At 71.6% G+C, this 25,554-nt stretch carries 24 protein-coding genes and 1 tRNA gene; 15 read left to right on the plus strand and 10 right to left on the minus strand.

Annotated elements, in window-relative coordinates; translation table 11 throughout:
• Positions 1-198 precede the first annotated feature (198 nt).
• Both ACWGJ5_RS04525 and ACWGJ5_RS04530 read left to right on the plus strand, forming a co-directional pair.
• Positions 199-2,007 (plus strand): tetratricopeptide repeat protein, encoded by a 1,809-nt coding sequence (locus ACWGJ5_RS04525; protein WP_453308319.1) that lies wholly within the window; start codon positions 199-201, stop codon positions 2,005-2,007.
• A 133-nt stretch (positions 2,008-2,140) separates the two neighbouring features.
• Positions 2,141-2,214, plus strand: a tRNA-Met gene (locus ACWGJ5_RS04530).
• Positions 2,215-2,349: 135 nt separating this feature from the next.
• On the opposite strand, the gene ACWGJ5_RS04535 is transcribed toward ACWGJ5_RS04530, so the two are convergent.
• A complete protein-coding gene (locus tag ACWGJ5_RS04535) occupies positions 2,350-2,766 on the minus strand; it encodes a Fur family transcriptional regulator (protein WP_228623407.1) in 417 nt (138 codons plus the stop codon).
• Positions 2,767-2,922: 156 nt separating this feature from the next.
• On the opposite strand from ACWGJ5_RS04535, the gene ACWGJ5_RS04540 reads away from it, so the two are divergent.
• A complete protein-coding gene (locus tag ACWGJ5_RS04540; RefSeq protein WP_453308320.1) occupies positions 2,923-4,374 on the plus strand; it encodes a catalase in 1,452 nt (483 codons plus the stop codon).
• 184 nt (positions 4,375-4,558) lie between these two features.
• Here the strand turns inward: ACWGJ5_RS04540 and ACWGJ5_RS04545 are convergent, their stop codons facing one another.
• Together ACWGJ5_RS04545 and hisN are read right to left on the minus strand one after the other, a co-directional pair.
• Positions 4,559-4,954: a CBS domain-containing protein gene (locus tag ACWGJ5_RS04545; protein WP_453308321.1), complete on the minus strand. Its 396-nt coding sequence runs from the start codon at positions 4,952-4,954 to the stop codon at positions 4,559-4,561.
• Between the two features lie 149 nt (positions 4,955-5,103).
• Positions 5,104-5,904: a histidinol-phosphatase gene (gene hisN / locus ACWGJ5_RS04550; protein WP_453308322.1), complete on the minus strand. Its 801-nt coding sequence runs from the start codon at positions 5,902-5,904 to the stop codon at positions 5,104-5,106.
• 281 nt (positions 5,905-6,185) lie between these two features.
• Between hisN and ACWGJ5_RS04555 the strand changes: the two genes are divergently transcribed.
• The gene (locus ACWGJ5_RS04555) at positions 6,186-6,794 is read left to right on the plus strand and encodes a TetR/AcrR family transcriptional regulator (RefSeq protein WP_453308323.1); all 609 of its coding nucleotides are present in this window, start codon (positions 6,186-6,188) and stop codon (positions 6,792-6,794) included.
• 85 nt (positions 6,795-6,879) lie between these two features.
• On the opposite strand, the gene ACWGJ5_RS04560 is transcribed toward ACWGJ5_RS04555, so the two are convergent.
• From ACWGJ5_RS04560 to ACWGJ5_RS04585, 6 genes are all read right to left on the minus strand, one after another.
• Positions 6,880-7,479: a hypothetical protein gene (locus tag ACWGJ5_RS04560; RefSeq protein WP_453308324.1), complete on the minus strand. Its 600-nt coding sequence runs from the start codon at positions 7,477-7,479 to the stop codon at positions 6,880-6,882.
• A gap of 10 nt (positions 7,480-7,489) precedes the next feature.
• Positions 7,490-7,813, minus strand: coding sequence for a DMT family transporter (locus tag ACWGJ5_RS04565; protein WP_228623413.1), 324 nt, complete (start codon positions 7,811-7,813; stop codon positions 7,490-7,492).
• Positions 7,814-7,900: 87 nt separating this feature from the next.
• On the minus strand, positions 7,901-8,911 hold the full coding sequence (gene rsgA, locus ACWGJ5_RS04570) for a ribosome small subunit-dependent GTPase A (protein ID WP_453308325.1): 1,011 nt from the start codon (positions 8,909-8,911) through the stop codon (positions 7,901-7,903).
• A 12-nt stretch (positions 8,912-8,923) separates the two neighbouring features.
• Positions 8,924-10,240, minus strand: coding sequence for a 3-phosphoshikimate 1-carboxyvinyltransferase (aroA, locus tag ACWGJ5_RS04575; protein WP_228623415.1), 1,317 nt, complete (start codon positions 10,238-10,240; stop codon positions 8,924-8,926).
• Positions 10,241-10,578: 338 nt separating this feature from the next.
• Complete coding sequence (locus ACWGJ5_RS04580) at positions 10,579-11,301, minus strand: M50 family metallopeptidase (protein ID WP_453308326.1); 723 nt, start codon at positions 11,299-11,301, stop codon at positions 10,579-10,581.
• Positions 11,302-11,493: 192 nt separating this feature from the next.
• Positions 11,494-13,926 (minus strand): N-acetylmuramoyl-L-alanine amidase, encoded by a 2,433-nt coding sequence (locus ACWGJ5_RS04585; RefSeq protein ID WP_453308327.1) that lies wholly within the window; start codon positions 13,924-13,926, stop codon positions 11,494-11,496.
• Between the two features lie 347 nt (positions 13,927-14,273).
• On the opposite strand from ACWGJ5_RS04585, the gene ACWGJ5_RS04590 reads away from it, so the two are divergent.
• The 10 genes from ACWGJ5_RS04590 (at position 14,274) to ACWGJ5_RS04635 (ending at position 24,236) form a co-directional block, all read left to right on the plus strand.
• Positions 14,274-15,089 carry an SOS response-associated peptidase gene (locus ACWGJ5_RS04590; protein WP_453308328.1) on the plus strand — a complete coding sequence of 272 codons (816 nt, stop codon included), beginning with the start codon at positions 14,274-14,276 and terminating at the stop codon, positions 15,087-15,089.
• Between the two features lies 1 nt (position 15,090).
• Positions 15,091-15,717: an alpha/beta hydrolase family protein gene (locus ACWGJ5_RS04595; RefSeq protein WP_453308329.1), complete on the plus strand. Its 627-nt coding sequence runs from the start codon at positions 15,091-15,093 to the stop codon at positions 15,715-15,717.
• A 256-nt stretch (positions 15,718-15,973) separates the two neighbouring features.
• Positions 15,974-16,669, plus strand: a complete 696-nt coding sequence (gene sigR, locus ACWGJ5_RS04600) for an RNA polymerase sigma factor SigR (RefSeq protein WP_228623419.1) — start codon at positions 15,974-15,976, stop codon at positions 16,667-16,669.
• Positions 16,666-16,968, plus strand: coding sequence for a mycothiol system anti-sigma-R factor (gene rsrA, locus ACWGJ5_RS04605; protein WP_228623420.1), 303 nt, complete (start codon positions 16,666-16,668; stop codon positions 16,966-16,968). Before sigR ends, rsrA begins: the two co-directional genes overlap by 4 nt.
• Positions 16,969-17,084: 116 nt before the next feature.
• Positions 17,085-18,398 (plus strand): HD-GYP domain-containing protein, encoded by a 1,314-nt coding sequence (locus ACWGJ5_RS04610; RefSeq protein WP_453308330.1) that lies wholly within the window; start codon positions 17,085-17,087, stop codon positions 18,396-18,398.
• Positions 18,395-19,687: an HD-GYP domain-containing protein gene (locus tag ACWGJ5_RS04615; protein ID WP_453308331.1), complete on the plus strand. Its 1,293-nt coding sequence runs from the start codon at positions 18,395-18,397 to the stop codon at positions 19,685-19,687. The genes ACWGJ5_RS04610 and ACWGJ5_RS04615 overlap by 4 nt, the downstream gene beginning before the upstream one ends.
• Positions 19,688-19,787: 100 nt before the next feature.
• Positions 19,788-20,768, plus strand: a complete 981-nt coding sequence (locus ACWGJ5_RS04620) for a tetratricopeptide repeat protein (protein ID WP_453308332.1) — start codon at positions 19,788-19,790, stop codon at positions 20,766-20,768.
• A 73-nt stretch (positions 20,769-20,841) separates the two neighbouring features.
• Positions 20,842-21,492 carry a peptide deformylase gene (gene def, locus ACWGJ5_RS04625; protein ID WP_453308333.1) on the plus strand — a complete coding sequence of 217 codons (651 nt, stop codon included), beginning with the start codon at positions 20,842-20,844 and terminating at the stop codon, positions 21,490-21,492.
• A 291-nt stretch (positions 21,493-21,783) separates the two neighbouring features.
• On the plus strand, positions 21,784-22,869 hold the full coding sequence (cyc1, locus tag ACWGJ5_RS04630) for an epi-isozizaene synthase (RefSeq protein ID WP_453308334.1): 1,086 nt from the start codon (positions 21,784-21,786) through the stop codon (positions 22,867-22,869).
• A complete protein-coding gene (locus tag ACWGJ5_RS04635; RefSeq protein ID WP_453308335.1) occupies positions 22,866-24,236 on the plus strand; it encodes a bifunctional albaflavenone monooxygenase/terpene synthase in 1,371 nt (456 codons plus the stop codon). Before cyc1 ends, ACWGJ5_RS04635 begins: the two co-directional genes overlap by 4 nt.
• A 36-nt stretch (positions 24,237-24,272) precedes the next feature.
• Here the strand turns inward: ACWGJ5_RS04635 and ACWGJ5_RS04640 are convergent, their stop codons facing one another.
• The gene (locus ACWGJ5_RS04640; protein ID WP_453308336.1) at positions 24,273-25,235 is read right to left on the minus strand and encodes a GlxA family transcriptional regulator; all 963 of its coding nucleotides are present in this window, start codon (positions 25,233-25,235) and stop codon (positions 24,273-24,275) included.
• A 93-nt stretch (positions 25,236-25,328) separates the two neighbouring features.
• On the opposite strand from ACWGJ5_RS04640, the gene ACWGJ5_RS04645 reads away from it, so the two are divergent.
• A complete protein-coding gene (locus ACWGJ5_RS04645; RefSeq protein WP_453308337.1) occupies positions 25,329-25,550 on the plus strand; it encodes a hypothetical protein in 222 nt (73 codons plus the stop codon).
• Positions 25,551-25,554: the final 4 nt, after the last annotated feature.

Genomic DNA, 25,554 nt, shown 5'->3' on the forward strand with positions numbered 1-25,554 from the left:
TCGAAGGCCCGGATCCAAAGGGATCCGGGCCTTCGTGGTGTGCGAACTCATGTGCTGAGGGGAGGGACGGCCGCGCCGCCGTGGGGAGTTGAGGGGTGTGTGTTTGACTTGTCGTCCTGTGGGCATGTCGACAAAACGCTGAAGTGACCTCACGGGCTGCGGTATACCGGGTGTACCCGGGGTGCAGGTGGTGCGACGATGGACGTTATGGGGGAGAAGGCAACTCTGTTCGAGTCAGGGCGATTTGTGCAGCCTTCCGATGGGGAACCGCCCCGTGACGAGCTGACCGACATGGGGGAAGCCGCCGAGGAGGTACGCCTCGGACTCGCCGCACAGAGCGGCGACGCCGAGGCGGCGAGCGTCCTCGGAGCCATGCTGCTGCGCCGCGGCGACCTCGACGGAGCCGAACCCCATCTGCGGGCCGCCACCGCGGCCGGCGACCGGGCCGCCGCCAACAACCTGGGCGTCCTGCTGCACCAGCGCGGCTACCCCGAGGAGGCCGCAGGCTGGTGGCGCATCGCCGCCGTCGCCGGATCCGCCGCCGCAGCGCACGCGCTGGGCCGCTACCACCGTGAGCGCGGTGACGAGCCGGCGGCCGAGTACTGGCTGCGCCAGTCCGCCGAGCAGGGCCACGTCCTGGGCGCCTACGCGCTCGCCGACCTCCTGGAGCACCGCGGGGACGTCGGCGCCGAGCACTGGATGCGGGCCGCGGCCGAGCGCGGACACCGCGAGGCCGCCTACCGGCTGGCCCGCGCGCTCGACACCGCCGGGCGCGAGGACGAGGCCGGGGCCGACAACGCTGTCGCGGAGGCGGAACAGTGGTACCGGCAGGCCGCCGCGCGCGGCCACCGGCGTGCCGCGCTGCACCTCGGGGCGATCCTGGAGAAGCGCGGGGAACTGAAGGAGGCCGGGCGCTGGTATCTGACCTCCGCCAAGGACGGCGAGCCCCGGGCCGCCTGTGCGCTCGGCTTCCTGCTGCGCGACGCCGGGGACACCGAGAGTGCGGCCGTGTGGTGGCTGCGCGCCGCCCAGGAGGGCGACGGCAACGCGGCCAACGCGCTCGGCGCGCTGCACGCCGAGCGCGGCGAGACCCAGACCGCCGAGCGCTGGTACCGGGCGGCGCTGGACGCCGGTGACGACAACGGCGCCTACAACCTCGGGCTGCTCTGTGCCGAGCAGGGGCGGACCGCGCAGGCCGAGCAGTGGTACCGGCGGGCGGCCTACGCCGGACACCGGGAGGCCGCCAACGCGCTCGCCATCCTGCTGCTCCAGGGCAGCGACACCACCGGCGCCGAGCCGTGGTTCTCCAAGGCCGCCGAGGCCGGCAGCGTGGACGCCGCGTTCAACCTCGGCATCCTCTACGCCGGACGCGGCGAGGAGACCACGGCGCTGCGCTGGTACGAGCGGGCGGCCGCCGCCGGGCACACCGAGGCCGCGCTCCAGGTCGGGATGGCCCGACTGCGCGGGGGCGAGGAGCAGGAGGCCGAGCGGCATCTGCGGTGCGCGGCGGGCGGGGGCAGCGCGGAGGCGGCGTACCGGCTGGCGGCGCTGCTCGACGCGCGGCGGCCGCCGGAGCCGGCGCACGAGCTGGGCGAGACCGTGCACGAGAAGACCGAGTGCGAGGAGTGGTACGAGCGGGCGGCGACCCAGGGGCACCGGCGCGCGCAGGTGCGGGTCGGGATGCTCGCTGCGGCCCGGGGCGACGTGGTCGAGGCGGCGCGGTGGTACCGGGCGGCGGCGGAGGCCGGGTCGCGCAACGGCGCCTTCAACCTCGGGCTGCTGCTGGCGCGCGAAGGGAGCGAGCCGGAGGCCGCGGTGTGGTGGACGCGGGCGGCTGACGCCGGGCACGGCCGGGCGGCGCTGCGGCTGGCCCTGGTCTACGCGCGTCGGGGCGAGCTGGCGGAGGGGCAGAAGTGGGCCGACCGGGCCGTGGAGCTGGGGCCGGCGGAGGTTTCGGAGCGGGCAGGACGGCTGCGGGACGCGCTACGGGAGGAACTCTCGGCGTGACGCTGCGCTGGGGTTCAGCGGATAATTTCTCACCCGCCCACCCGTCTCGGTCGGCTGTGAAGTGAGCCCGCCCACGTCTGAGGCAACTGATTTGCTTCCGTCGACCTCCCTCGCGTAATGTCGTGTTCACCGACGCGGGGTGGAGCAGCTCGGTAGCTCGCTGGGCTCATAACCCAGAGGTCGCAGGTTCAAATCCTGTCCCCGCTACTGAAGGCCGAGGGCCGGAATCCAGAGATGGGTTCCGGCCCTCGGTGTTTGTGCGCGCGTGCGATACGAAATGTGCGCGCGTGTGCGATACGAAAAGAGCCCCGGTGGTCGCCGGGGCTCCAGGGAAGCGGTGAGTCACGCCCGCGCGCAGTCCGGGCACAGCCCCCGGTACGTCACCTCGACGTCCGACACCGTGAAGCCGAAGCGCTCGGTGTCGGGGAGGTCGGCGAGCGGGTTGCCCGTGGGGTGCACGTCACGGATCGCGCCGCACCGGGCGCAGACCAGGTGCTGATGCGGCCGGTGCGCGTTCGGGTCGTAGCGCTTGGCGCGTTTGTCCGTCGCGACTTCCAGCACCTCGCCGAGCGAGACCAGCTCGCCCAGCGTGTTGTAGACGGTCGCCCGGGAGATCTCGGGCAGCTTCGCGACAGCCCGTGCGTGGACCTCGTCGGCCGTCAGATGGACGTGCTCGCCGTCGAGGACCTCGGCCACGACGCGCCGCTGCGCGGTCATCCGCCATCCGCGTCCCCGCAGCCGTTCCAGAAGGTCGCTCATGGCCACCAGCCTAACAGCAAGGGGGACCAGGACGGGAATAGGTGTGAGTTTGGATCGACATTTGATTTAGATCTAGTCCAATGTAGGATCTGGACTGGCTTTGGCTGCAGGACAGGACTGGGACAGGAGTAGTCGGTAATGACGCAGGAGGCGCGCGTGACGCAGGGACCGCTCACCACGGAGGCCGGTGCCCCGGTCGCGGACAACCAGAACAGCGAGACGGCGGGCGTCGGCGGACCGGTCCTCGTCCAGGACCAGCTCCTGCTGGAGAAGCTCGCCCACTTCAACCGGGAGCGCATTCCGGAGCGGGTCGTGCACGCGCGGGGTGCGGGCGCCTACGGCACCTTCACCGTCACCGCCGACGTCACGCCGTACACGCGTGCCGCCTTCCTCTGCGAGGTCGGCAAGGAGACCGAGGTCTTCCTGCGCTTCTCGACGGTGGCCGGCAACCTCGGCGCGGCGGACGCCGTCCGTGACCCGCGGGGCTTCTCGCTGAAGTTCTACACCGAGGAGGGCAACTACGACCTCGTCGGCAACAACACCCCGGTGTTCTTCGTCCGGGACGCGATCAAGTTCCCGGACTTCATCCACACCCAGAAGCGCGACCCTTACACCGGCTCCACGGAAGCCGACAACGTGTGGGACTTCTGGTCGCTGTCGCCGGAGTCGACGCACCAGGTGACCTGGCTGTTCGGCGACCGCGGCATCCCGGCGTCGTACCGCCACATGGACGGCTTCGGCTCGCACACCTTCCAGTGGAACAACGCGGCGGGCGAGGTCTTCTGGGTCAAGTACCACTTCAAGACCGACCAGGGGATCCGGAACCTCACCGAGGAAGAGGCCGAGGTGCTCGCGGGCCGGGACCCCGACTCGCACCAGCGCGACCTGCGCGAGGCGATCGAGCGCGGGGAGTTCCCGAGCTGGACCGTCGGTGTGCAGATCATGCCGGCGGCCGACGCGGCGACGTACCGCTTCAACCCGTTCGACCTGACCAAGGTGTGGCCGCACGCGGACTACCCGGTCGTCGAGATCGGCAGGCTGGAGCTGAACCGCAACCCGCGGAACATCTTCGCCGAGGTCGAGCAGTCGGTCTTCAGCCCCGCCCACTTCGTGCCGGGCATCGGCCCCTCGCCCGACAAGATGCTCCAGGGCCGCCTCTTCGCGTACGGCGACGCGCACCGCTACCGCGTCGGGGTCAACGCCGACCACCTGCCGGTGAACCGCCCGCACGCCACCGAGGCGCGCACCAACTCCCGGGACGGCCACCTCTACGACGGCCGGCACGGCGGGGCGAAGAACTACGAGCCGAACAGCTTCGGCGGGCCGCAGCAGACCGGCCGTCCGCTGTGGGAGCCGGTCTCCGTCGACGGCCCCACCGGCAACCACCCGACGCCGGTGCACGCCGAGGACGACGCCTTCGTGCAGGCGGGCAACCTCTACCGGCTGATGCCGGAGGAGGAGAAGGAGCGCCTCGTCGCGAACCTGGCGGGCGCGATCTCGCAGGTCTCGCGCGAGGACATCGTCGAGCGGGCCATCGGCAACTTCCGCAACGCCGACGCCGGCTTCGGCAAGCGACTGGAGGCGGCGGTGCAGGCGCTGCGCGGCTGAGTCGGTCCTGGCCGAGTCGGCCGTACTGAGTTGGCCGTACTGAGTCGGTCGTACCGAGTCGGCCGTATTGAGTCGGCAGCACGACCGTGCTGCTGGGCGGGCCGGACCCCATGGTGCTCGGGGTCCGGCCCGTTCCGCTTGTCGCTCTCTGTCGCTCTGTCCCTCTCCGTCTCCTTCCGGCCGCTCAGAACGCCGGTGCGGGCTCGGGGGCCGGGGCCCAGCAGCGGATGATGTCGCGGACCGAGACGATGCCGGCCACCTCGCCGCGGTCGAGGACGACCAGATGCCGGAAGCCGCCGTGCGCCATGGCGCGTGCGGCCTGCTCCAGGGTCCAGGTCGGGGCGGCGAAGACGACGTCGGTGGTGGTGTGGGCGTGGGTGCGTTCCGTGTCGGGGTTCTGGCCGAGCCCGACGGAGTTGAGGATGTCGCGTTCGGTGAGGATGCCGATGCCACCGGCGTCCGGGTCGAGGACGACGGCGGCGCCGACGCGGCGGGCGGACATCAGGGCGGCTGCCTGGCGGAGGGTGTGGGCGGGGCCGACGGTGAGGATCACCGTGCTCATGGCGTCACGGACGAGCATGGATGGGGCCACCTCCTAGGAATCCAGTGCGCTAGTGCCTGGATTCACAAATTCACAAGTGGGGGTAGCCTCAGATTGACAGGTAAAGCGCGGGTCAACAAGGGGGCGCGCGAAGTCAGTTGAGGGCGTATCGGGAGTGCCCTCCCTGCTCAGTGGCGCGGGTTGAGATATCCCAGCAGCTCGTCGTGCAGCAGGCCGTTGGACGCCGCCGCGTTGCCGCTGTGCGGGCCCGAACGGCCGTCCAGGCCCGTGAAGGTGCCGCCGGCCTCCGTGACGATGATCGCGTTGGCGGCCATGTCCCAGAGCGACAGCTCCGGCTCCGCGCAGATGTCCACGGATCCCTCGGCGACCATCATGTACGGCCAGAAGTCGCCGTACGCGCGCGTGCGCCACACCTGGCGGGTGAGGTCGAGGAAGCCGTCGAGGCGGCCCTGCTCCTCCCAGCCGGAGAGGGAGGAGTAGGCGAACGACGCGTCCTCGAGCTTGCCGACGCCGGAGACGTGGATACGGCTTGCGGAGGTCAGGCTGCGGCCGGTGAAGGCGCCGTGGCCCTTCGCGGCCCACCAGCGCCGGCCGATGGCGGGGGCGGAGACGAGGCCGACGACGGGCTGGTAGCCGCCCTCAGCCGCTTCCATCAGGGAGATGAGCGTCGCCCAGACGGGGACGCCGCGTACGTAGTTCTTGGTGCCGTCGATGGGGTCGATCACCCAGCGGCGGGGGCCGGAGCCCTCGCTGCCGTACTCCTCGCCGAGGACCGAGTCTCTCGGGCGGGCGCGCTGGAGCTGGCCGCGGATCAGTTCTTCCGCCGACTTGTCCGCTTCGCTCACGGGGGTCATGTCCGGCTTCGTCTCGACCTTCAGGTCGAGGGCCTTGAAGCGGTCCATGGTGGCGGCGTCGGCGGCGTCCGCTAGGACGTGGGCGAGGCGCAGGTCGTCTAGGTAGTCCGGCATATATGGAACCGTATCCGCCGGGGTCGGTGGGGGCCAGCAGCGGCGGGCGGTGTCGGTGCACTGTGCTGCGGGTGGGCGTGCGCGCGGTGCTGCGGCCGGGCTGGTTTGTGTGCCGCCCCAGCGGCACGACCGCCCGCAGGCTCTGCGGATACGGCTGCCCGCAGCTCCCCGTACGGCAACCGGCCCCCGGCCGAACCGCTCCCCGAACCTCCGCGAACCCTTGACAGTGCATACAAGCGCGTCAAATCTGGGCGCAGAGCCGCTCCGCCCCCAGGGAGGCGATGATGCCTGCTGCCCGGGAGTCCCTGTTGGACGCCGCCCATACGGCCCTCGCGCGCCGGCCGTGGTCCGCGGTGCGGATGGTCGACGTGGCCGCGGCGGCTGGGGTGTCCCGGCAGACCCTGTACAACGAGTTCGGCAGCAAGGACGGGCTGGCCCGCGCGCTGGTGCGGCGGGAGGCCGACGGCTATCTCGCCGGAGTGGAGAGGGCCCTCGCCGGGCCGGGCGAGGCGACGCAACGGCTCACCGCCGTCGCCGAATGGACCAGCTCCGCAGCGCGGGACAACGCGCTGGTACGGGCCATGCTCACCGGCTGCTGGAGCGAACGGCTGCCCGCCCCACCGCTCGCCGCCGTACCGTCCTCCTCCTCGGTGCCGGCGCAGCGCCGCGCCGACGGCCCGCTGCCCACGCCCCGCGACTTCGTACGGATCGTGCGGGACCGTGCGGTCATCGCGCTGGCCGGCCCCGCCTCCGGCCCCACCGACACCGCCGACCTGGCCCGCCCCTGTGAACTGGCCGTACGCCTCGCCCTGTCCTGCGTCGCGGCACCGCCGGGGGAGAACGGCACGGCGGAGCTGATCCGCGCGGTCTTCCCCCGCCAGCCGGTGTGATCCGCAGGTCTCAGCGATCCGCAGGTCTCAGCGATCCGCAGGTCTCAGTGATCCCAGCCCCCGGTGATCGAAGCTCGCACTGATCTCAGTACGGGCCGCCCCGGAAGTACCGGGCCCCGTACGGCCGGGCGCGGTCGCCGTGCTCGTGGGCCGCGTCGGACCGGTCCTCGGGAGCCGAACGCTCCGACAGCGCGCGCAGCCGCTCCAGGCCGGCCAGCACCTCCGGACGGCGGCCGGACTCCTTCATCCACCGGGGCAGCCGCGGGAACATCGCCCTCGTGGCACCGGTGCCGCCCTCGCGCAACACGGCACCGACATAGGCGGCCAGCGCGTCGACGTGGGCCACGTTGTAGGCCCACAGAACCCGGCTCGCACAACGGGTCTGCAGCCACAGGGGCCGCCGGAAGAACGGGTCCTCGGTCCCGCCGAGCTGCGCCGCGACCAGCCCGCCGCCCTGCACGGCCGCCGTCCACTCGGCGTGCGCGCCACACGCTCCACACGTGAGCCGACGAGGCCTGAACAACAGCTCGGAGTAGTACTTGAGGGCGGGCAGACCAGGGCGCGGAGTGACGTCCGCCCGGCCGCCGCAGCGGGGGCAGACCACCAGGATGCGGTCGGCGAACCGGGCCGGCCACTCCCCCTGGTCGCGGTGCCGGACGGGGCCGGTGTCCTGCTCGGAGTCCATGCCCGGGGCCCTAGTGCGCCGACCCCGACAACTGCAGCCCGATCACCCCGACGATGACCAGGCTGATCGAGACGATCTTCAGGGTGGACACCAGGTCGCCGAGGAAGACCATGCCGTAGATCGCGGTGCCGGCCGCGCCGATGCCGGTCCACACCGCGTAGGCCGGGCCCACGTCGAGCTTCTTCAGGGACAGGGTGAGCAGACCGAAGCTGCCGAGGGCGAACGAGGCGAAGGCGATGGTCGGCCAGAGCCGGGTGAACCCGTGCGAGAGCTTCAGGCACACGGCGAAACCGGTCTCCAGCATCCCGGCCACGATGACCAGCAGCCACGCCATGTGTGGTCCTCCCGTTGATCCGGATCTCCGGCTCGGTGCGATTATGCACTTACCGAACCCGGGCCCCGGCAAACAACGCAAGGCCGCTCAGTCGCCTTCCGTGCGCTCCCGCGTGGCCAGCAGACGGCGCAGCGAGTACAGGCGCGCCGGGTCCGCGTGGCCGTCCGCGACCCAGGCGTCCAGCGCGCAGTCCGGCTCGTCGTGGCTGCACGCGCGCGGGCAGCCCTCCGTGCCGGGTTCCAGATCCGGGAAGGCGTGGATCACCCGGGACGGGTCGATGTGCGCCAGGCCGAAGGAGCGGACCCCGGGGGTGTCGATGACCCAGCCCTCCGCATCGGACAGGGGGAGCGCCAGGGCCGATGTCGTGGTGTGGCGGCCGCGGCCCGTCACCGCGTTGACGCGTCCCGTCATACGCCGCCGCTTCTCGGGGACCAGCGCGTTCACCAGCGTCGTCTTGCCGACGCCCGAGTGGCCCACGAACGCGGTGACCCTGCCGTCCAGGTACTCCCGCACCCGGTCCGCCGCGTCCCCGTTCTCCAGTTCCTCGCGGCTGGTGACGAGGTACGGGATGTCGAGGGCGCCGTACAGCTCCAGCAGCTTGTCCGGCGGAGCCAGGTCCGACTTGGTCATCACCAGCAGCGGCTCCAGGCCGCCGTCGAAGGCCGCGACCAGACAGCGGTCGATCAGACGCGGGCGCGGTTCCGGGTCGGCCAGGGCCGTGACGATCGCCAGCTGGTCGGCGTTGGCGACGACCACGCGCTCGTACGGGTCGTCGTCGTCGGCCGTGCGCCGCAGCACCGACGTACGCTCCTCGATGCGGACGATCCGGGCGAGTGTGTCCTTCTTGCCGGTCAGGTCGCCGACCAGGGCCACCCGGTCCCCGACCACCGCCGCCTTGCGGCCCAGTTCGCGGGCCTTCATCGCGAGCACGGTCCGGTCGTCGACCAGGCAGGTCAGCCGGCCCCGGTCGACCGTGAGGACCAGGCCCTCGGCGGCGTCCTCGTGCTTGGGCCGGATGTTCGTACGAGGCCGGGTGCCCCGGCGGCCGGGACGGCTGCGGATGTCGTCCTCGTCGGTGTGCTTGCCGTAGCGGCGCATGGCGTACGTCCCCTACTGCCCGAGCATCCCGGTCCACAGCTCGGGGAAGTCCGGCAGGGTCTTCGCCGTGGTCGCCACGTTCTCGATCCGCACGCCCTCGACGGCGAGACCGATGATCGCACCGGCGGTCGCCATGCGGTGGTCCTCGTAGGTGTGGAAGACGCCGCCGTGCAGCGGGCGCGGGCGGATGTGCAGGCCGTCGGCGGTCTCGGTGACGTCACCGCCGAGCTCGTTGATCTCCTTGGTGAGCGCGGCCAGCCGGTCCGTCTCGTGCAGCCGCAGATGGGCCACGCCCCGCAGGGTCGAAGGGGAGTCCGCGAGGGCGGCGACGGCCGCGACGCCCGGGGTCAGCTCGCCGACGTCGCCCAGGTCGACGTCGATGCCGTGGATGGCGCCGGAACCGGTGAACACCAGCCCGAACTCGGTGAGTTCGCAGGACCCGCCCATCTCGGTGAAGATCTCCCGCAGCCGGTCACCCGGCTGCGTGGTGCGCTCCGGCCAGTCCGGGATCAGCACCTTGCCGCCGGTGACCAGGGCCGCCGCCAGGAACGGCTGGGCGTTGGACAGGTCCGGCTCGATCGTCAGGTCCCGGCCGAGGAGCGCGCCCGGCGTCACGCGCCACACGTTCGGCTCGCCGCCCGACTCCGGGGTGTCGACCTGGGCGCCGACCGCGCGCAGCATGTCGACGGTCATCCGGATGTGCGGCATGGAGGGCAGGGTCGCACCGGTGTGGCGGACCTCGACGCCCTGGTTGAAGCGCGGACCGGACAGGAGCAGGGCCGACACGAACTGCGACGAGGACGACGCGTCGATCGACACCGGGCCGCCGTCCAGGGCCCCGCCGCCGTGCACGGTCAGCGGCAGCGCGCCACGGCCGTCGTCGTCGATCCGGGCACCGAGCTGCCGCAGCGCGTCGATCACCCCGTGCAGGGGGCGCTCGTACGACCGCGGGTCGCCGTCGAACCGGATCGGGCCGTCGGCCAGCGCCGCCACCGGCGGCAGGAAGCGCATCACCGTGCCGGCGTTGCCGACGTCGACCGTGGCCGGGCCGCGCAGGCCCGTCGGCAGCACCCGCCAGGCCTCGCCGGTGCCGTCGGGGCCGACCCCCTCCTCGATCTCCACACCCATCGCACGCAGGGCACCGGCCATCAGCAGGGTGTCGCGGGAGCGCAGCGGGCGGCGCAGCCAGCCGGGCTCGGAGGCGAGGGCCGCCAGCACCAGGGCGCGGTTGGTGACCGACTTGGACCCGGGCACGTGGACCGTCGCGTCGACGGCTCCGCTCGCGTGCGGGGCGGGCCAGAGGGCGGTGTGTGCGGGGTTAACGGTCATGGCCCCACTTTAGTGGCTGGGGACGGCCGGGCCCCTGCACGCGGGAGGCGCCGGCCCGAGCGGGCCGCGGGTGTCGATTCGCCGCATCTCTCCTACGGTTCCCCGTCGTCGCGGCCGTGGCGACCTGCTTCAATGCCGACCGCAGGTACGGGGTCTCCTGCCGCGGAGGAATACGGCTGTCGTCTCCCGCCGGATTCCGGCAGTGCCGAAACGGAACGGCGAGAGCGTGCCCGTGAACGGCTGCCGCGGAAAGGCCGTGGCGGATCTCGACGCCAGGTTCAGGGAAGGTGCGCGGGCGAGCGTGGCCTGCCAGGGCCTTTCGTACGGTCCCCCGGACGTCACGTCTGAAGCAGCCAGCGGCCCCCGCCGATCAGCGAGGACAGCGACACCGCGTGGAACAGGAACAGCCACAGCCCCGCCGGTACGTGCGTCAGCCGCGACAGCTGGTCCGCGTCCGAGTCCCCGGCGCCACCCCGTGACCGCTTCAGCTGCAGCTCGAACGGCGGCCGTACCCCGCCGAACAGCAGGAACCACACCACCGCATACGCGAACGCCGCCTGCACCTGGGGCCCCGTCAGCCACGACACCAGCAGGAAGGCACCCCCCGCCAGCACCACGGTCAGGACGCCGTACGCGTTGCGGATCATCACCAGCATCGCCACCAGCAGCGCCGTCGCCGCCCACAGCAGCAGCGTGATGCGGCCGGCCGCCAGCAGGGCGGCGCCGCCGAGGCCCAGCAGCGAGGGGGCGGTGTACCCGGCCGCCGCCGTCAGGATCATGCCGAGCCCGTACGGCTTGCCCCGGCTGACCGTGAGGCCGCTGGTGTCGGAGTGCAGCCGGATGCCGGTGAGCTGCCGGCCGGTGAGCAGCGCGATCAGACCGTGGCCGCCCTCGTGCGCGATGGTGATCGCGTTGCGGGATATCCGCCACAGGGTGTGCGGGACGACGACGGCGAGCGCGGCCGCCGAGGTGGCGAGCACCACCCACACGTCGGGATCGGGCTGGGTACCGGTGAGCCGGTCCCAGAGGTCGGGCAGCGCGAGGGCGGCGAGGCTGTCCATGTCCGGTGAGGGCTCCCTGTCGTCGTGCGGAGTCTGGCAGTGTGGCACGTACGTGCGGACGATATCTGGGACGCCTACGCGGCAGCGATCGTTCCTGACGGCAAACGTGCAGGTCACAGCGCCAGAGCCCCGGAGTGATCCGGGGCTCTGGCGCTACCTGTGCTGACTGTGTGCTGACCGGCGGGCTGTTGGTCAGCCGATGGTCGCGATGCCGTCGGTGGTGACGGTCGGGCGGCCCGAGGTGCCCACCACGACGATCTTCAGGGTGTGCTTGGCGGAGCTGGACCAGGTCTTCGTCCAGATCGCCTGGCGGTACAGAGTGGTCGAGGACTTCAGGTCGACCTCGGTGACCTTGGTGCCGTCGACGTAGATGTACGCCTGGCCGGAGGTCGAGGCCCGCGAGACGATCCAGGCCACCGAGCGGCCGGTGAAGGTCCAGCTGATCGAAGCCCCGGCGGAGGAGGAGCTGTAGGAGTAGCCGCCGAGGTAGCTGGTGCTGCTCCTGTGGGTCCAGGTGCCGGTGCGGGTGGTGGAGGTCTCCTGGATGATCGACGGCGTCCGGTAGACGGAGGCGCCCACGCTGTTCCCGGCCACGTCGTACGCCTTCAGCGCGAACAGGTCAGAGCTGCCGGGCTTGGCGCTGGTCGCCCAGGAGGTCACGGTCGGGCCGAAGGTGGCCGAGGACGGCGAGGTCGCCATGACCTTGGCGAGCGCCGCGTTGTCGGCGGCCTTCCAGGTCACCGTGACCGGGACCGCGGTGGAGCTCACCGTGCCGGTGCGCATCTGCACGCCGGGAGCGGTCGGGAAGGTGGGCGCGGTCGTGTCGCCGACCAGGGTGACCGAACCGGACGGGGTGGTCGAGCCGCGGACGTGGGTGGCACGGACCTGGACGGTGTGGCTGCCGGCCGCGACCGAGATCGCGGCGGAGCGCGCGGAACCGGAGGTGTGCGCCACGGCCTTGCCGTCGACCAGCACGTCGAAGCCGGAGATCACGGCGGACGGCGTGGCGGTCGTCCAGCTCACCGTGGCCGCGCCCTTGGTGTAGTAGCTCGTGCCGGACTTGGTCGCCCCGCCGGACATCCCGGTGACGGAGACGGCACCGACCGGCCCGGCCGCGTAGGAGCGGATCGTGCTCAGGGCGTTGTAGAGCTGGTTGCCGGGGCAGTCGGTGGCGAAGCCGTTGCGGTGCCCGGAGACGACGTTGAAGCTGTAGCTGGTGCCCAGGGCGAAGCCGTGGCTGTCGGAGGCGCCCTCGGGCAGCGACGCGGTACCGGTGCTCGGGTTCACCCCGGTCATGCCGAACTTCCAGGCGGCGATCCGGGCGATCGAGCCCAGCATCGCCTGCGTCGGCGTGGCCCCCGGGAAGGTGCTGGCCGTGGCGTCGCCGCCGCTGAAGTCGGTGTACGTGCCGATGGCGGCCACGCCCATGCTGTTGGTGTTGAACCCGTAGGTCTGCGCGCCGACGACAGGCAGCGCCATCCCGCCGAAGCGGCCCTCGAAGATGGTGCCGCACTTGTCGACCAGGAAGTTGTAACCGAGGTCGCGCCAGCCCTGGTTGAGGTGCTCGGCGTAGATGCCCCGCACGATCGCCGGGGAGTCGGCGCAGGAGTAGTTGTTCGTGGTGTCCGTGTGGTGGACGAACATCACCTTCACCGCCGAGCCGTACGACGGGTAACCGGACTCCCTGGCGCATTCGTCCGCGCCCCAGCCGGCCCGGGTGACCACGGTCGGCGGCGCCACCGTGGAGGTGGTCGCGGCCGGCATCGGGTCCGGCGCGGTCGGCGACGCCGACGCGGAGGGGCTGGCCGAGGAGGCCGGGCAGGACGGGTACGCCTGGTCCATGGTCGGCAGCTGACTGGGCCAGGACGTCGGCGAGGCGCTCGGCGAGACGGAGGCGGAGGGGGACCCGGTGGCGGAGGAAGAGGCGCTGGTGGAAGGCGCGGCGGAGGTGGAGTCCGTGGCCGTCGGGGTGGCCGGGCCCGTCGCCGTCGCCGTGTCGGCCGGGGTGGCGCTGTCGGTGGCCGTTGCGGTGCCGGTCGCGCCGGCCGTGTCCGTCGGCGTGGCCGCGTCGGTGGCCGTAGCGGTGTCGGTGGCCGTCGCGTCCATGGCGTAGCCGGCCGGGGCCATGCCGGAGCCCGTCGTGCCCCCGGTGCCCGCGGCGGCCTTGCCCGGGTCGATCAGGTCCACCCGCAGTCCGGCGGGCAGCGCGGCCGTGCGGTGCGCGCCGGCCGCGCGGACCTGGATGCCGTTCGACGGCCCCGCCCACATCGGCGACATCCCGCCCCGTACTCCGGGACGGTTCAGTTCGGCCGGGTCGGGTATGTCGTCGGGCTGTTGTATCTTCAGCCACGGCGTCCAGTGACCGTTCGCGGCCGAGCGGGTGCGTACCGTCACCGTGCCGTGCAGCGAGGTGTGCGCGCCGTTCCAGGTGATGCCCACCATGCTGAACGGGGCCGTGGACCGGGCCCCCAGCGTCTTGAGCGCCGCGCTCGAGCCGGTCAGGGCCAGCGAGTGCACATGGGTCTTGACCGGCCCCGGCGCCGCTCCGGAACCGCCGCCCTGCCCGGCCGCCGCGACGGCTGCCACCGCCAGGCCGCCTCCCGCGACGACCGCTCCCAACGCCACCCAGGCGCGCTTCTTCAGTCCGGACGGACGCGCTCGCCGGCTTCTGTATGCAGTTCTCATGCCCCACCCTGAGGAAACGTGGCATCACTTGCCACACGTCGAACCCATGGGGACCGGATGACGTGGCCCCGCCAACCCGTGACCGTCGGGCCGTTACGCGATCCCCAAGAGACCCAGCGCATCACCTGTCACTTTCGTTTCTCCGACTTCGTTTCTCCGACCGGCGAACGCCGTGTTCCGGGCGATCTCCGGGACTTCGGTCGTCACCTCGGACCGCTCGTCTTCCTTGCGTAAGGTAGTGAAGACCCTGGGTTTAGCGTTTCCGCAGGTCGGATGGGTGGTTCCTTATGTGCGGACGGTATGCGTCGAGTCGTAGGCCCGAGGATCTCGCAGGAATCTTCGAGATCGAGAAGTGGGAGCCCGAGGAGACCCTGGATCCCGACTACAACGTGGCCCCGACCAAGGAGGTCTACGCCGTCCTGGACCGTCCCCTGAAAGAGGCGTCCGAGCCGCGGCCGGTTCGGCAGCTGCGCAAGCTGAAGTGGGGACTGGTGCCGTCCTGGGCCAAGACGCCCGAGGGCGGCGCCCGGATGATCAACGCGCGCGCCGAGACCGTGCACGAGAAGCCCGCCTACCGCCGCGCCTTCGCCGCCCGGCGCTGCATCATCCCCGCCGACGGCTACTACGAGTGGGTCACCGGCGAGCAGGAGCGCGACCTGGAGGTCGAGGGCAGGAAGAAGCGGCCGCGCAAACAGCCGTACTTCGTGCTGCCGGCCGACGGCTCGGTGTTCGCGATGGCCGGACTGTACGAGTTCTGGCGCGACCGGACCCTGCCCGACGACCATCCGCAGGCCTGGTGGGTCACCTGCTCGGTGATCACCACGGAGGCCGAGAGGACCCCGCTGGCCGTGGCCCCCGCCGACGGACCGCACTCCCTGGTCGACATCCACCCCCGGATGCCGCTGATGCTCACCCCGGACCGCTGGGACGCCTGGCTCGACCCGGGCCGCACCGACCCCGACGGCCTGCGCGACCTGCTGGCGCCGCCCCCGCCCGGCCTGATGCGCGCCTACCCGGTCTCCACGGCCGTCAGCAACGTCCGCAACAACGGCCCGGAGCTGCTGAAGGAGCTCGAGGCGCCGGAAGAGGGCACACTCTTCTAGCGTGATCGAGATTGTCGAGACCGACGCCGGGACCGCACGCATCACCTGGCACAGGGCGAAGCGGGCCCGGCTGGTGCTGGCCGTGAGTCACGGCGCGGGCGGTGGCATCGAGGCACGGGACCTCCAGGCGCTCGCCCGGGTGCTCCCGGAGCACGGCGTGACCGTGGCCCTCGTGGAGCAGCCCTGGCGCGTCGCCGGGAAGAAGGTCGCCCCCGCGCCGAAGACCCTGGACACCGGCTGGCGCGGCATCTGGCCCGCGCTGTCCGGGATGGAGCTGCCGGTGGTCTCCGGCGGCCGCAGCGCCGGGGCCCGGGTCGCCTGCCGTACGGCGGCCGAGCTGGCCGCACACGCCGTACTCGCGCTCAGCTTCCCGCTGCACCCGCCGGGCAGGCCCGAGAAGTCCCGCGCCGAGGAGCTGCTCGGGTCCGGCGTGCCCACGCTGGTCGTGCAGGGCGGCAACGACCCCTTCGGCAAGCCGGAGGAGTTCCCCGAAGGCGGCTTCGGGCTGATCGAAGTGCCGTACGGGGATCACGGGTTCGCGATCCCCAAGCGCGCGGAGATCACCGAGGAGCGGGCCCTGGAGATCATCACCGACGGTGTCGTGGAGTGGCTCGGGTCACTCGGGTGACGGCCGGGAATGCCCCGCGCCGGACCACTGTTGTGGCGGACAGAAGTGCTGAGGCCTCGGCACCGACGTCGTAGGAGAGGAAGTCCGCCGCATGGGTTCGACCATCTGCCCGGCCCGCAGCAGCAGTCCCGACCTGGACTGGACGGTGCTGCACGCGGCCAAGACCGCTCCTATTCGAGGGGCGGCAGGCACGGGTCGTGTTCTATCCTCCGAAACGAGTGGGACCGGTCTCGGTCCTGCCCGGGATCTTGAGGAGGTGGGTCCGGTCACCGGTACCGACGCAGGGACCGACAACGGCCAGGCGGAGCAGCCCGAGGGCCAGGGCGTGAGCGCGGAGGCGATCTCCGAGTCCACCGCCGAGCGCAGTGCGCGCTTCGAGCGGGACGCGCTCGAGTTCCTCGACCAGATGTACTCGGCTGCGCTGCGCATGACGCGCAACCCGGCCGACGCCGAGGACCTGGTGCAGGAGACCTATGCCAAGGCGTACGCGTCCTTCCACCAGTTCCGCGAGGGCACCAACCTCAAGGCGTGGCTGTACCGGATCCTCACCAACACCTTCATCAACTCCTACCGCAAGAAGCAGCGCGAGCCGCAGCGCTCCGCCGCGGAGGAGATCGAGGACTGGCAGCTCGCCCGCGCCGAGTCGCACATGTCGACGGGTCTGCGCTCCGCCGAGTCGCAGGCGCTCGACCACCTGCCCGACTCGGACGTGAAGGAAGCGCTGCAGGCGATCCCCGAGGAGTTCCGCATCGCCGTCTACCTCGCGGACGTAGAGGGCTTTGCGTACAAGGAGATCGCGGACATCATGGGGACACCCATCGGTACGGTGATGTCCCGGCTGCACCGGGGCCGCCGTCAGCTGCGCGGCATGCTGGAGGACTACGCCCGTGACCGCGGGCTGGTCCCGGCGGGCGCCGGAGAGTCGAACGAAGCGAAAGGCTCGGGCTCATGAGCTGCGGAGAGCCGCACGAGACGGACTGCAGTGAGGTCCTCGACCATCTGTACGAGTTCCTCGACAGCGAGATGCCGGAAGTCGATCGCGACAAGTTCCAGCACCACTTCGAGGAATGCTCCCCGTGCCTGGAGAAGTACGGCCTGGAGCAGGCCGTGAAGAAGCTGGTCAAGCGGTGCTGCGGGCATGACGACGTACCCGCGGACCTGCGCGCCAAGGTCATGGGACGGATCGACCTGATCCGCTCCGGGCAGGCCGTGCCCGAGCACGACGTGACCGCCACTCCGCAGGAGAGCTGACCGCCACCGGCCTGGGTTGTCACCCGAACGTGCTAATCCTCAGGTCGTAGACCCCGCACCCCCCGATTCCCGCCCTAGGCTCCGAGCCCGGGCAGGCACGGTCGGGGAGGGGAGCGATGGAGGCGGTACCGGCGAGAGCACGCGGCTGGGTGGCCGCCGTCGCCCTGCTGGCGCTGCTCTGCCTCCTGCCGCTCCCGGCGATACGCACCCCCTGGTGGGCGCTCGGCCTGCTCTCCGTGCTCTACGCCGCCTGTGAACACGTCGTGCGCCGGCGCTTCGGCGGCACCTTCTACCCCGTGCTGCTCGCCGGGGCGTTCCTGCTGCCCCCGCCGGCCGCCGCCCTGGTCCCGCTGCCCGCGGCCCTGCTCTCGCCGGCCGAAGGGGCCGGGCACCGGCCCGCGCCGCTCCGGCGCGTCTGGCGGGCCGCGCGGCCCGCGCTCGCCGTGTGGGGCGCCGCCCGGGTGCACTGGGCACTCGGCGGCCGGGACGCGGTCGTCGCCTCCGACTTCCCGTACGCGCTGCTGCCCGCCGGCGCTGCCGTCCTCGCCTTCTGCCTGATCCTCACCGTCCTCGACGGCGGCACCCGCGCCGTCGCCCTGGGCATCCCGCTGCGCCGGGCCTGGCGCGGGCTGCTGTCCCGCTGCCTCGCGCCGGTCGCGGTGCACGGACTCGCCGGGCTGATGATGGCCGTGCTGTGGCGCAGCCCGTACGGCCCGGTCGCCGCGCTGCTCGTGTTGCTGCCGATGTGCGTGTCCTGGTGGATCTTCGCCCAGTACCACCGGGAACGCGCCGCCCACCAGGCCACCATCCGCGCCCTGGTGCAGGCGGTCGACATCAAGGACGGCTACACCCGCGGCCACAGCGAACGCGTCGGCCAGGCCTCCGTGATGATCGCCCGCGAACTCGGCATGGACGACGACCGAGTCGAGGTCCTGCGCTTCGCCGGCATCCTGCACGACGTCGGCAAGCTCGGCGTCCCGACGAGGCTGCTGCGCAAGGACGGCCCGCTGACCCCCGAGGAACGCCGGATCATCGAACTGCACCCCGAGTACGGCCATGAGATGGTCCGCGGGATCTCCTTCCTCGGCGAGGCCCGCGCCGCGATCCTGCACCACCACGAACGCCTCGACGGCAGCGGCTACCCGTACGGCCTCCTCGGCACCCGGATCCCCGAGTGCGCCCGCGTCGTCGCCGTCGCCGACGCCTTCGACGCGATGACCTCCACCCGCTCCTACCGCCGGGCCCGCCCCGTCGAGGCCGCCGTCGCCGAGCTGGAGGCCTGCGCCGGTACGCAGTTCGACCCGCGCATGGTGGACGCGCTCGCCCGCGCGCTGGGCCGCTACGGCTGGCATCCCACGGTCACGTCCGAGGACACCGGGACGCCGCAGGAGAGCCAGGGCCGGACGCCGGTCATCGGGACACCCGGGTGACCGCGCTGCGGATCGTCCACGGCGCCGCCGCCCTCGCCGCGGCCGGCTCCCTCGCCGTCACCCTGTGGACCGGGCTCGACGGACGGGGCGTCGCCCTCGCCTTCGGGGTGCTCATAGCCGTCGGCGAGCTGACCCGCTGGAGCGGCGCCCAGGTACGGCAGGCCGCCCCCCTCGCCACCGCGGGCTCGCTGTCGTACGCCCTGCTCGCAGCAGTGGCCGGGCGGCCCACGCACCACAACGCGGCGCAGGTCGTCACCGTGGTCCTCGCCGCCGCCCTGCTCGGCGCCGTCCCGCACATCTGGCACGGACGCACCCCCACCCTCGACCATCTGGCCCGCCGCGTGCTCACCGTCGGCTTCGCCGCCGTCTGCTTCCAACCCCTCTACAACAAGGGCGTGTTCACCTCCTGGAGCGGCCCCGAACACGCCCTGCTCCTGGTCGCCCTGCTCTGCCTCACCGCCCTGTGCGACGCCGTCCTGGCCGCCGCTCTGGCCCACTCCCGCACCCGCTGGCCGTTCGGCCCGTGCCTGCGCGAGGAACTGCGCGGGCTGCTCGGCATCGGCTCCGCCGTCTGCGCGACCGGTGCGGTGATGGCGCTCGGGGTCGCCGTCGCCGGGCTGTGGGCGCTGCCCGTGTTCTGCCTGCCCCTGCTGCTCACCCAGTTGTCCCTGCGCCGGTACGCGGCCGTCCGCGCCACCTACCGGCAGACCATCGCCTCCCTCGCCCGCGCCACCGAGATAGCCGGCTGCACCCCGGCCGGGCACGCCCGCCGCGTGGCCGCGCTCAGCCTCGCCGTCGGCCGGGATCTCGGCCTGACCGGGGACGAACCGACCGTCCTGGAGTACGCGGCCCTCATGCACGACATCGGCCAGCTCAGCCTGGTCGACCCGGTCCCGGCCGGCGCCACCGCCGCCCTGCCCGCCGCCGAGCAGCGGCGCATCGCGCTGCTCGGCGGGGCCGTCGTGCGGCAGACCGGTGTGCCCGCGGCCGTCGCCGTGGTGGTGGAACAGCAGGCGGAACCCTGGCGTGAACAGCCCGTCGCCGCCCGGATCGTCCGGGCCGTGAACGCCTACGAGGAGAAGACCCGGGACGCCGGCCCCGAGGGGCCCCTGCGGGCGCTGGAGGAGCTGCGTCTCGGCACCGCCGGTGACTACGATCCGGAGGTGGTGGAGTCCCTGTCCCGGGTCCTGGCCCGGCCACGGACCTGGTGGGACAGCGCGCCGGTGGGGGGCGAGGGGAGACGCACGGCACTGTCTGACCCCGCTCCCGGCTGGGTAACCCATGGGTAATGAGCGCCTTTCCCACCGCACGTGGTTGGATGCGAGGGAGAGGGTGTCCGGGGGCACAAGCCAGCCCACTGTGCGGAACTGGAACTGGCAGGCGGGAATCGTGAGGATCTTCGGAAAGGGACGGCACCGGCCCTCCGCCTCCTGGCGGCAGGCCACCGACCGCGCGTTCACGCTGATCGGCGACGGCCGGTACGAGGACGCGGGCGAGCTGCTGACACGGGCCGCCGATCTGGAGCCCTGGCTGTCGGAGTCCTGGTTCAACCTCGCCCTGCTGCACAAGTTCCGGCACGACTGGGAACAGGCCCGCGCCGCCGGTCTGCGGGCGGTCGCGCTGCTGGACCGGGAGGCCGGGGCGCCCGACTGGTGGAACGTCGGCATCGCCGCCACCGCCCTGCAGGACTGGCCGCTGGCCCGCCGCTCCTGGCAGGCGTACGGGCTGAAGGTGCCCGGCGGCGCCGCCGTGGCCGGGGAACCGGTCGGCATGGAGTTGGGCAGCGCGGCCGTACGGCTCTCCCCGGAGGGCGAGGCCGAGGTGGTGTGGGGCCGCAGGCTGGACCCGGCGCGGATCGAGGTGCTGTCCATCCCGCTTCCCTCGTCCGGGCGGCGCTGGGGCGAGGTCGTGCTGCACGACGGGGTCCCGCACGGCGAGCGCACGACGTCCACCGGCCATGCCTACCCGGTCTTCGACGAGATCGAGCTGTGGGCGCCCTCACCCGTTCCGACCTGGGTGGTGCTGCTGGAGGCGGCCACGGAGGCGGACCGGGACGCGCTGGAGCAGCTGGCCGCGGACGCGGGGTTCGCCGCGGAGGACTGGTCCTCCTCGGTGCGGCTGCTGTGCCGGATGTGCTCGGAGTCGCGGATGCCGTCGGACGAGGGCGAGGGCGATCACCTGGATCCGCACGACCACAGTGAGCCCGGTCATCCCGGGCCGCTGGGGCATCGGACGGACGGGCAGCTGTGGGTGCCGGAGCGGGAGTGCGGGGTGTCGGCGCCGGCTTCGCTGGTGCGGGGGTTGCTGGACGGGTGGGTCGCGGACAGCCCGGACTCCAGGGACTGGCGGGACCTGGAAGAGGTTTGCTGAGCCGCCGACGACCTGCCGCCTTTAGGCTGTACCCGAGACTTTTCCCAGGTTTGCAGGAAGGCGTACGTCGGTCATGGCGCAGCAGGACACCGATCAGCAGCACGCGGGCGTGCTCCCCGTCGACGAGGAGGGGTACGTCGTCGACACGGAGGACTGCGAGGAGCGCGAGGAGGCCTGGCGGGAGCGGGGGACCTCGCGGCCGATCACGGTCGTCGGCAACCCGGTGCTGCACAAGGAGTGCAAGGACGTCACCGAGTTCGGCGAGGAGCTGCAGCAGCTCGTCGCCGACATGTTCGCCAGCCAGCGCACCGCCGAGGGCGTGGGCCTGGCCGCCAACCAGATCGGTGTCGACCTGAAGGTCTTCGTGTACGACTGCCCCGACGACGAGGGCGTCCGGCACGTCGGGGTGGTCTGCAACCCCAGGCTCGTCGAGCTGCCCGCGGACAGGCGCCGCCTGGACGACAGCAACGAGGGCTGCCTGTCCGTGCCGACGGCGTACGCGCCGCTCGCCCGGCCCGACTACGCCGAGGTGACCGGCCAGGACGAGCGGGGCAACCCGGTCAAGGTCCGCGGCACCGGCTACTTCGCCCGGTGTTTGCAGCACGAGACCGACCACCTCTACGGCTACCTGTACATCGACCGGCTGTCCAAGCGGGACCGCAAGGACGCGCTGCGGCAGATGGCCGAGAACGAGCCACGTTATCCGGTGGTCGCCAACGACTAGTCGGCAGCGGGACCTTGGGGCGCCCGGCCGGGATCGCTCCCGGTCGGGCGCCCTTTGCATGACCTCGCCCGGATCGTCAGTGCGTCGTACAACCGATCGCTTCTATCCTGCCGGTGATCCTTAATCGGTCACGCAAGGGGGGATTCTCGGCATCCTGGGGTAGTGAGTGAAGCAAATCCGTTCCCATGACGGTCAGTTGTGGTGCTGAATGGAAGTGCGGGGATACGCAACGGCGCACGCCCGGCACGACGGGAGGGGTGTGCGCTCCTGGCGGCTGAGAGGGGTTTGTACGTGCATGCTTTCCCACATGGCACCACAGCGGCGCCGATGGCGGTCGTAGTACCACCCTCGCTGGCACTTCCGGTGATCGAGTCCGCCTTTCCTCGGCAACTGCACCCGTATTGGCCACGACTCCAGGAGAAGACGCGGCTCTGGCTGCTGGAAAAACGGCTCATGCCTGCGGACAAGGTGCAGGAATATGCCGACGGACTGTGCTACACCGACCTCATGGCGGGCTACTACCTCGGCGCCCCCGAAGAGGTCCTGCAGGCCATCGCCGACTACAGCGCATGGTTCTTCGTCTGGGACGACCGCCACGACCGGTATGTCGTCCACGGCCGGGCCGACGACTGGCGGCGCCTCCGGCACCGCCTGCACGCGGCCCTCGACGCACCCCGGCACCATCTGCACCACCCGGACCCGCTGGTCGCCGGGTTCGCGGACGGCGTGCTGCGGCTGTACGGCTTCCTGCCGCGCACCTGGAACCAGCGGTTCGCCCGGCACTTCCACACGGTGGTCGAGGCCTACGACCGAGAGTTCCGCAACCGCACCAAGGGATACATTCCCGGCGTCGAGGAATACCTCGCCCTGCGCCGGCACACCTTCGCCCACTGGATATGGACGGACCTGCTGGAGCCGAGCGCCGGGTGTGAACTCCCGGAATCGGTACGGAAAAACCCGGCCTATCGCCGGGCCGCGCTGCTCAGTCAGGAATTCGCCGCCTGGTACAACGATCTGTGCTCGCTGCCGAAGGAAATAGCGGGCGACGAGGTCCACAATCTCGGCATCAGTCTCATCATCCATGAGGGGCTGACTCTCGAGGAATCGGTGGACGAAGTGAGGCGGCGCGTCGAGGAATGCATCAGTGAATTCCTCCAAGTCGAGCAGGAAGCCCTTCGATTCGCCGACGGCCTCGCCGACGGCACCGTCCACGGAAAGGAACTGAGCGCCGCGGTGCGCGCCTGCGTCGGCAACATGCGGAACTGGTTCAGTTCCGTCTACTGGTTCCACCACGAGTCCGGCCGGTACATGGTCGACACCTGGGACGACCGGTCCACGCCCCCGTACGTCACGAACGAAGCGGCAGGTGAGCAATGACCGTCGAGTCTGTGCACCCCCTGACCTCCGAGACCACCGAGCTGCGTGAACCCCCCCTGGCCGGGGGCGCCGTGCCGGGCCTCGGGCACGGCCTGAAACTGGTCCGCGACCCGCTCGCGTTCATGTCCCGGCTACGCGACCACGGCGACGTCGTACGCCTCAAGCTCGGCCCCAAGACGGTGTACGCCGTCACTGCCCCGGAGCTCACCGGCGCGCTCGCGCTCAACCCCGACTTCAAGATCGACGGACCCCTGTGGGAGTCCCTCGAAGGGCTGCTCGGCAAGGAGGGCGTGGCCACCGCCAACGGCCCCCGGCACCGGCGTCAGCGGCGCACCATCCAGCCCGCGTTCCGTCTCGACGCGATCCCCGACTACGGGCCGATCATGGAGGAGGAGGCGCACGCGCTGACCGAGCGCTGGCGGCCCGGCCGGACCGTCGACTGCACCTCGGAGTCCTTCCGGGTGGCCGTCCGCATCGCCGCCCGCTGCCTGCTGCGCGGCGAGTACATGGACGAGCGCGCCGAGCGGCTCAGCGTCGACCTCGCCACCGTCTTCCGCGGCATGTACCGGCGGATGGTCATCCCGCTCGGGCCGCTGTACCGGCTGCCGTTCCCGGCCAACCGCGAATTCAACCGGGCACTGGCCGATTTGCATCTGCTGGTGGACGAGATCGTCGCCGAGCGGAGGGCATCTGGTCAAAAGCCGGACGATTTGCTGACGGCATTGCTGGAGGCAAAGGACGACAATGGCGACCCCATCGGGGAACAGGAGATCCACGACCAGGTCGTCGCGATACTCACCCCCGGAAGCGAAACAGTGGCTTCCACGATCATGTGGCTGCTTCAGGTCCTCGCGGAACACCCGGAACACGCCGAGAAGGTACGGACCGAGGTCGAATCCGTGACCGGCGGCCGACCGGTCGGATTCGAGCACGTCCGCTCACTCACGCACACCAACAATGTCGTCGTCGAGGCCATGCGGCTCAGGCCGGCCGTATGGATATTGACGCGGCGCGCGGTGACCGACACCGCGCTCGGCGACTATCGCATTCCGGCCGGGGCGGACATCGTCTACAGCCCCTACGCGATCCAGCGCGACGCCCGCTCCTATGACCGCCACCTCGACTTCGACCCCGACCGGTGGCTGCCGGAGCGGGCCAAGGAGGTGCCCAAGTACGCCATGAGCCCCTTCAGCGTCGGCAACCGCAAGTGCCCCAGCGACCACTTCTCCATGGCCCAGCTGAGCCTGATCACCGCGGCGATCTCGGCGAAGTACCGGTTCGAGCAGGTCGCCGGGTCCGACGACACGACCCGTGTGGGTATCACTCTCCGCCCGCACAACCTGCTGCTGAGGCCGATGCCTTGGTAGGAGTGTCTGGGTAGGACACCTGGTACCGGCGCGCGCTCAGGCGGCCTCAGGGCCCCGGAACGCGCGCCGGTAGGCGTTCGGGGTGGTGCCGAGCGCCCGGACGAACTGGTGCCGCAGCGCCGCCGCCGTACCGAACCCGGTGCGCCAGGCGATCGCGTCCATGGTCTCGTCGGTCCCCTCCAGCAACTCCTGTGCGCGCAGCACTCGTTGGCGCAGGATCCACCGGTAGGGAGTGGTTCCGGTCTCCTGCTGGAAGCGGCGCGCGAAGGTACGCGGCGCCATGTGGGCGCGGGCGGCGAGCTGCTCGACGGTCACCTCCTGGTCGAGGTGCTCCTCCATCCACACCAGCACCTCGCCGACGGTGTCGCACGGCCCCTTCGGCAGCGGCCGCTCGATGTACTGCGCCTGCCCGCCGTCCCGGTGCGGCGGCACCACCATCCGGCGGGCGATCTTGTTGGCGACCTCGGGACCCTGCTCCTTGCGCACGAGATGCAGACAGGCGTCGATCCCGGCGGCGGTGCCGGCCGAGGTGATCACGGGGTCCTCGTCGACGTAGAGCACGTCCGGCTCGACGGTCAGCCGCGGATACCGGCGGGCCAGCTCCGCCGCGTGGTGCCAGTGCACGGCACAGCGCCTGCCGTCCAGCAGCCCGGCGGCGGCGAGCACGAAGACGCCCGAGCAGACGCTGAGCACCCGGGCACCCCGGTCCACCCCGCGGCGCAGGGCGTCGAGCAGCCCGGGCGGGAACGCGCGCGATTCGTAGCAGGCCCCGGCCGGTACGGCGATCAGGTCGGCCGACTCCAGACGCTCCAGGCCGTGCTCGACCTGCAGGGAGAACCCGGCGTTCGAGCGCAGCACCGGGCCTTCGGCCGAGGCGACCGCGAAGTCGTACACCGGCAGGCCCTCATCACTGCGGTCGATGCCGAACACCTCACAGACGACGGCCATCTCGAAGGGGTTCACGCCGTCCAGCAGGACGGCGGCCACGTTCTGCAGCATGCTGCCAGTGTGCCTCGCCGGTGGCAGTAAATCGAGGGTGTACGGCAGTCCTGCCACTCCCGGTAAGGAGTATCCGGCGCGACAGTGGTGTACATGGACGTGACACAGACAGAAGGACTGCTCGGAATGATCGCCGTGATCGGGATCCTGGGCCTCCTGGTCCTCCCGGCGGTGATCGGCATCGCGCACGACAGGATCATCGACCGCCAGATCAGAAGGTCACAGCGGGAGGAGGCGACGAAGACGAAGGCGAAGAAGGAGACGGGGAGGCCGAGCCGGCCCCGCAGGCACCACGGCGCGGCCCGCCCCGTCTGAACAG

The sequence above is a fragment of the Streptomyces sp. NPDC054783 genome (genome assembly GCF_053611725.1).

Excerpts from the sequence above, each read along its gene's own strand:
- ACWGJ5_RS04525 (WP_453308319.1), top strand. The coding sequence starts at position 199 with ATGGACGTTATGGGGGAGAAGGCAACTCTGTTCGAGTCAGGGCGATTT.
- ACWGJ5_RS04535 (WP_228623407.1), bottom strand. The coding sequence starts at position 2,766 with ATGAGCGACCTTCTGGAACGGCTGCGGGGACGCGGATGGCGGATGACC.
- ACWGJ5_RS04545 (WP_453308321.1), bottom strand. The coding sequence starts at position 4,954 with ATGCTCGTCCGTGACGCCATGAGCACGGTGATCCTCACCGTCGGCCCC.
- hisN (WP_453308322.1), bottom strand. The coding sequence starts at position 5,904 with ATGCCGGACTACCTAGACGACCTGCGCCTCGCCCACGTCCTAGCGGAC.
- ACWGJ5_RS04555 (WP_453308323.1), top strand. The coding sequence starts at position 6,186 with ATGATGCCTGCTGCCCGGGAGTCCCTGTTGGACGCCGCCCATACGGCC.
- ACWGJ5_RS04560 (WP_453308324.1), bottom strand. The coding sequence starts at position 7,479 with ATGGACTCCGAGCAGGACACCGGCCCCGTCCGGCACCGCGACCAGGGG.
- ACWGJ5_RS04565 (WP_228623413.1), bottom strand. The coding sequence starts at position 7,813 with ATGGCGTGGCTGCTGGTCATCGTGGCCGGGATGCTGGAGACCGGTTTC.
- rsgA (WP_453308325.1), bottom strand. The coding sequence starts at position 8,911 with ATGCGCCGCTACGGCAAGCACACCGACGAGGACGACATCCGCAGCCGT.
- aroA (WP_228623415.1), bottom strand. The coding sequence starts at position 10,240 with ATGACCGTTAACCCCGCACACACCGCCCTCTGGCCCGCCCCGCACGCG.
- ACWGJ5_RS04580 (WP_453308326.1), bottom strand. The coding sequence starts at position 11,301 with ATGGACAGCCTCGCCGCCCTCGCGCTGCCCGACCTCTGGGACCGGCTC.
- ACWGJ5_RS04590 (WP_453308328.1), top strand. The coding sequence starts at position 14,274 with ATGTGCGGACGGTATGCGTCGAGTCGTAGGCCCGAGGATCTCGCAGGA.
- rsrA (WP_228623420.1), top strand. The coding sequence starts at position 16,666 with ATGAGCTGCGGAGAGCCGCACGAGACGGACTGCAGTGAGGTCCTCGAC.
- ACWGJ5_RS04610 (WP_453308330.1), top strand. The coding sequence starts at position 17,085 with ATGGAGGCGGTACCGGCGAGAGCACGCGGCTGGGTGGCCGCCGTCGCC.
- def (WP_453308333.1), top strand. The coding sequence starts at position 20,842 with ATGGCGCAGCAGGACACCGATCAGCAGCACGCGGGCGTGCTCCCCGTC.
- ACWGJ5_RS04635 (WP_453308335.1), top strand. The coding sequence starts at position 22,866 with ATGACCGTCGAGTCTGTGCACCCCCTGACCTCCGAGACCACCGAGCTG.
- ACWGJ5_RS04640 (WP_453308336.1), bottom strand. The coding sequence starts at position 25,235 with ATGCTGCAGAACGTGGCCGCCGTCCTGCTGGACGGCGTGAACCCCTTC.
- ACWGJ5_RS04645 (WP_453308337.1), top strand. The coding sequence starts at position 25,329 with ATGGACGTGACACAGACAGAAGGACTGCTCGGAATGATCGCCGTGATC.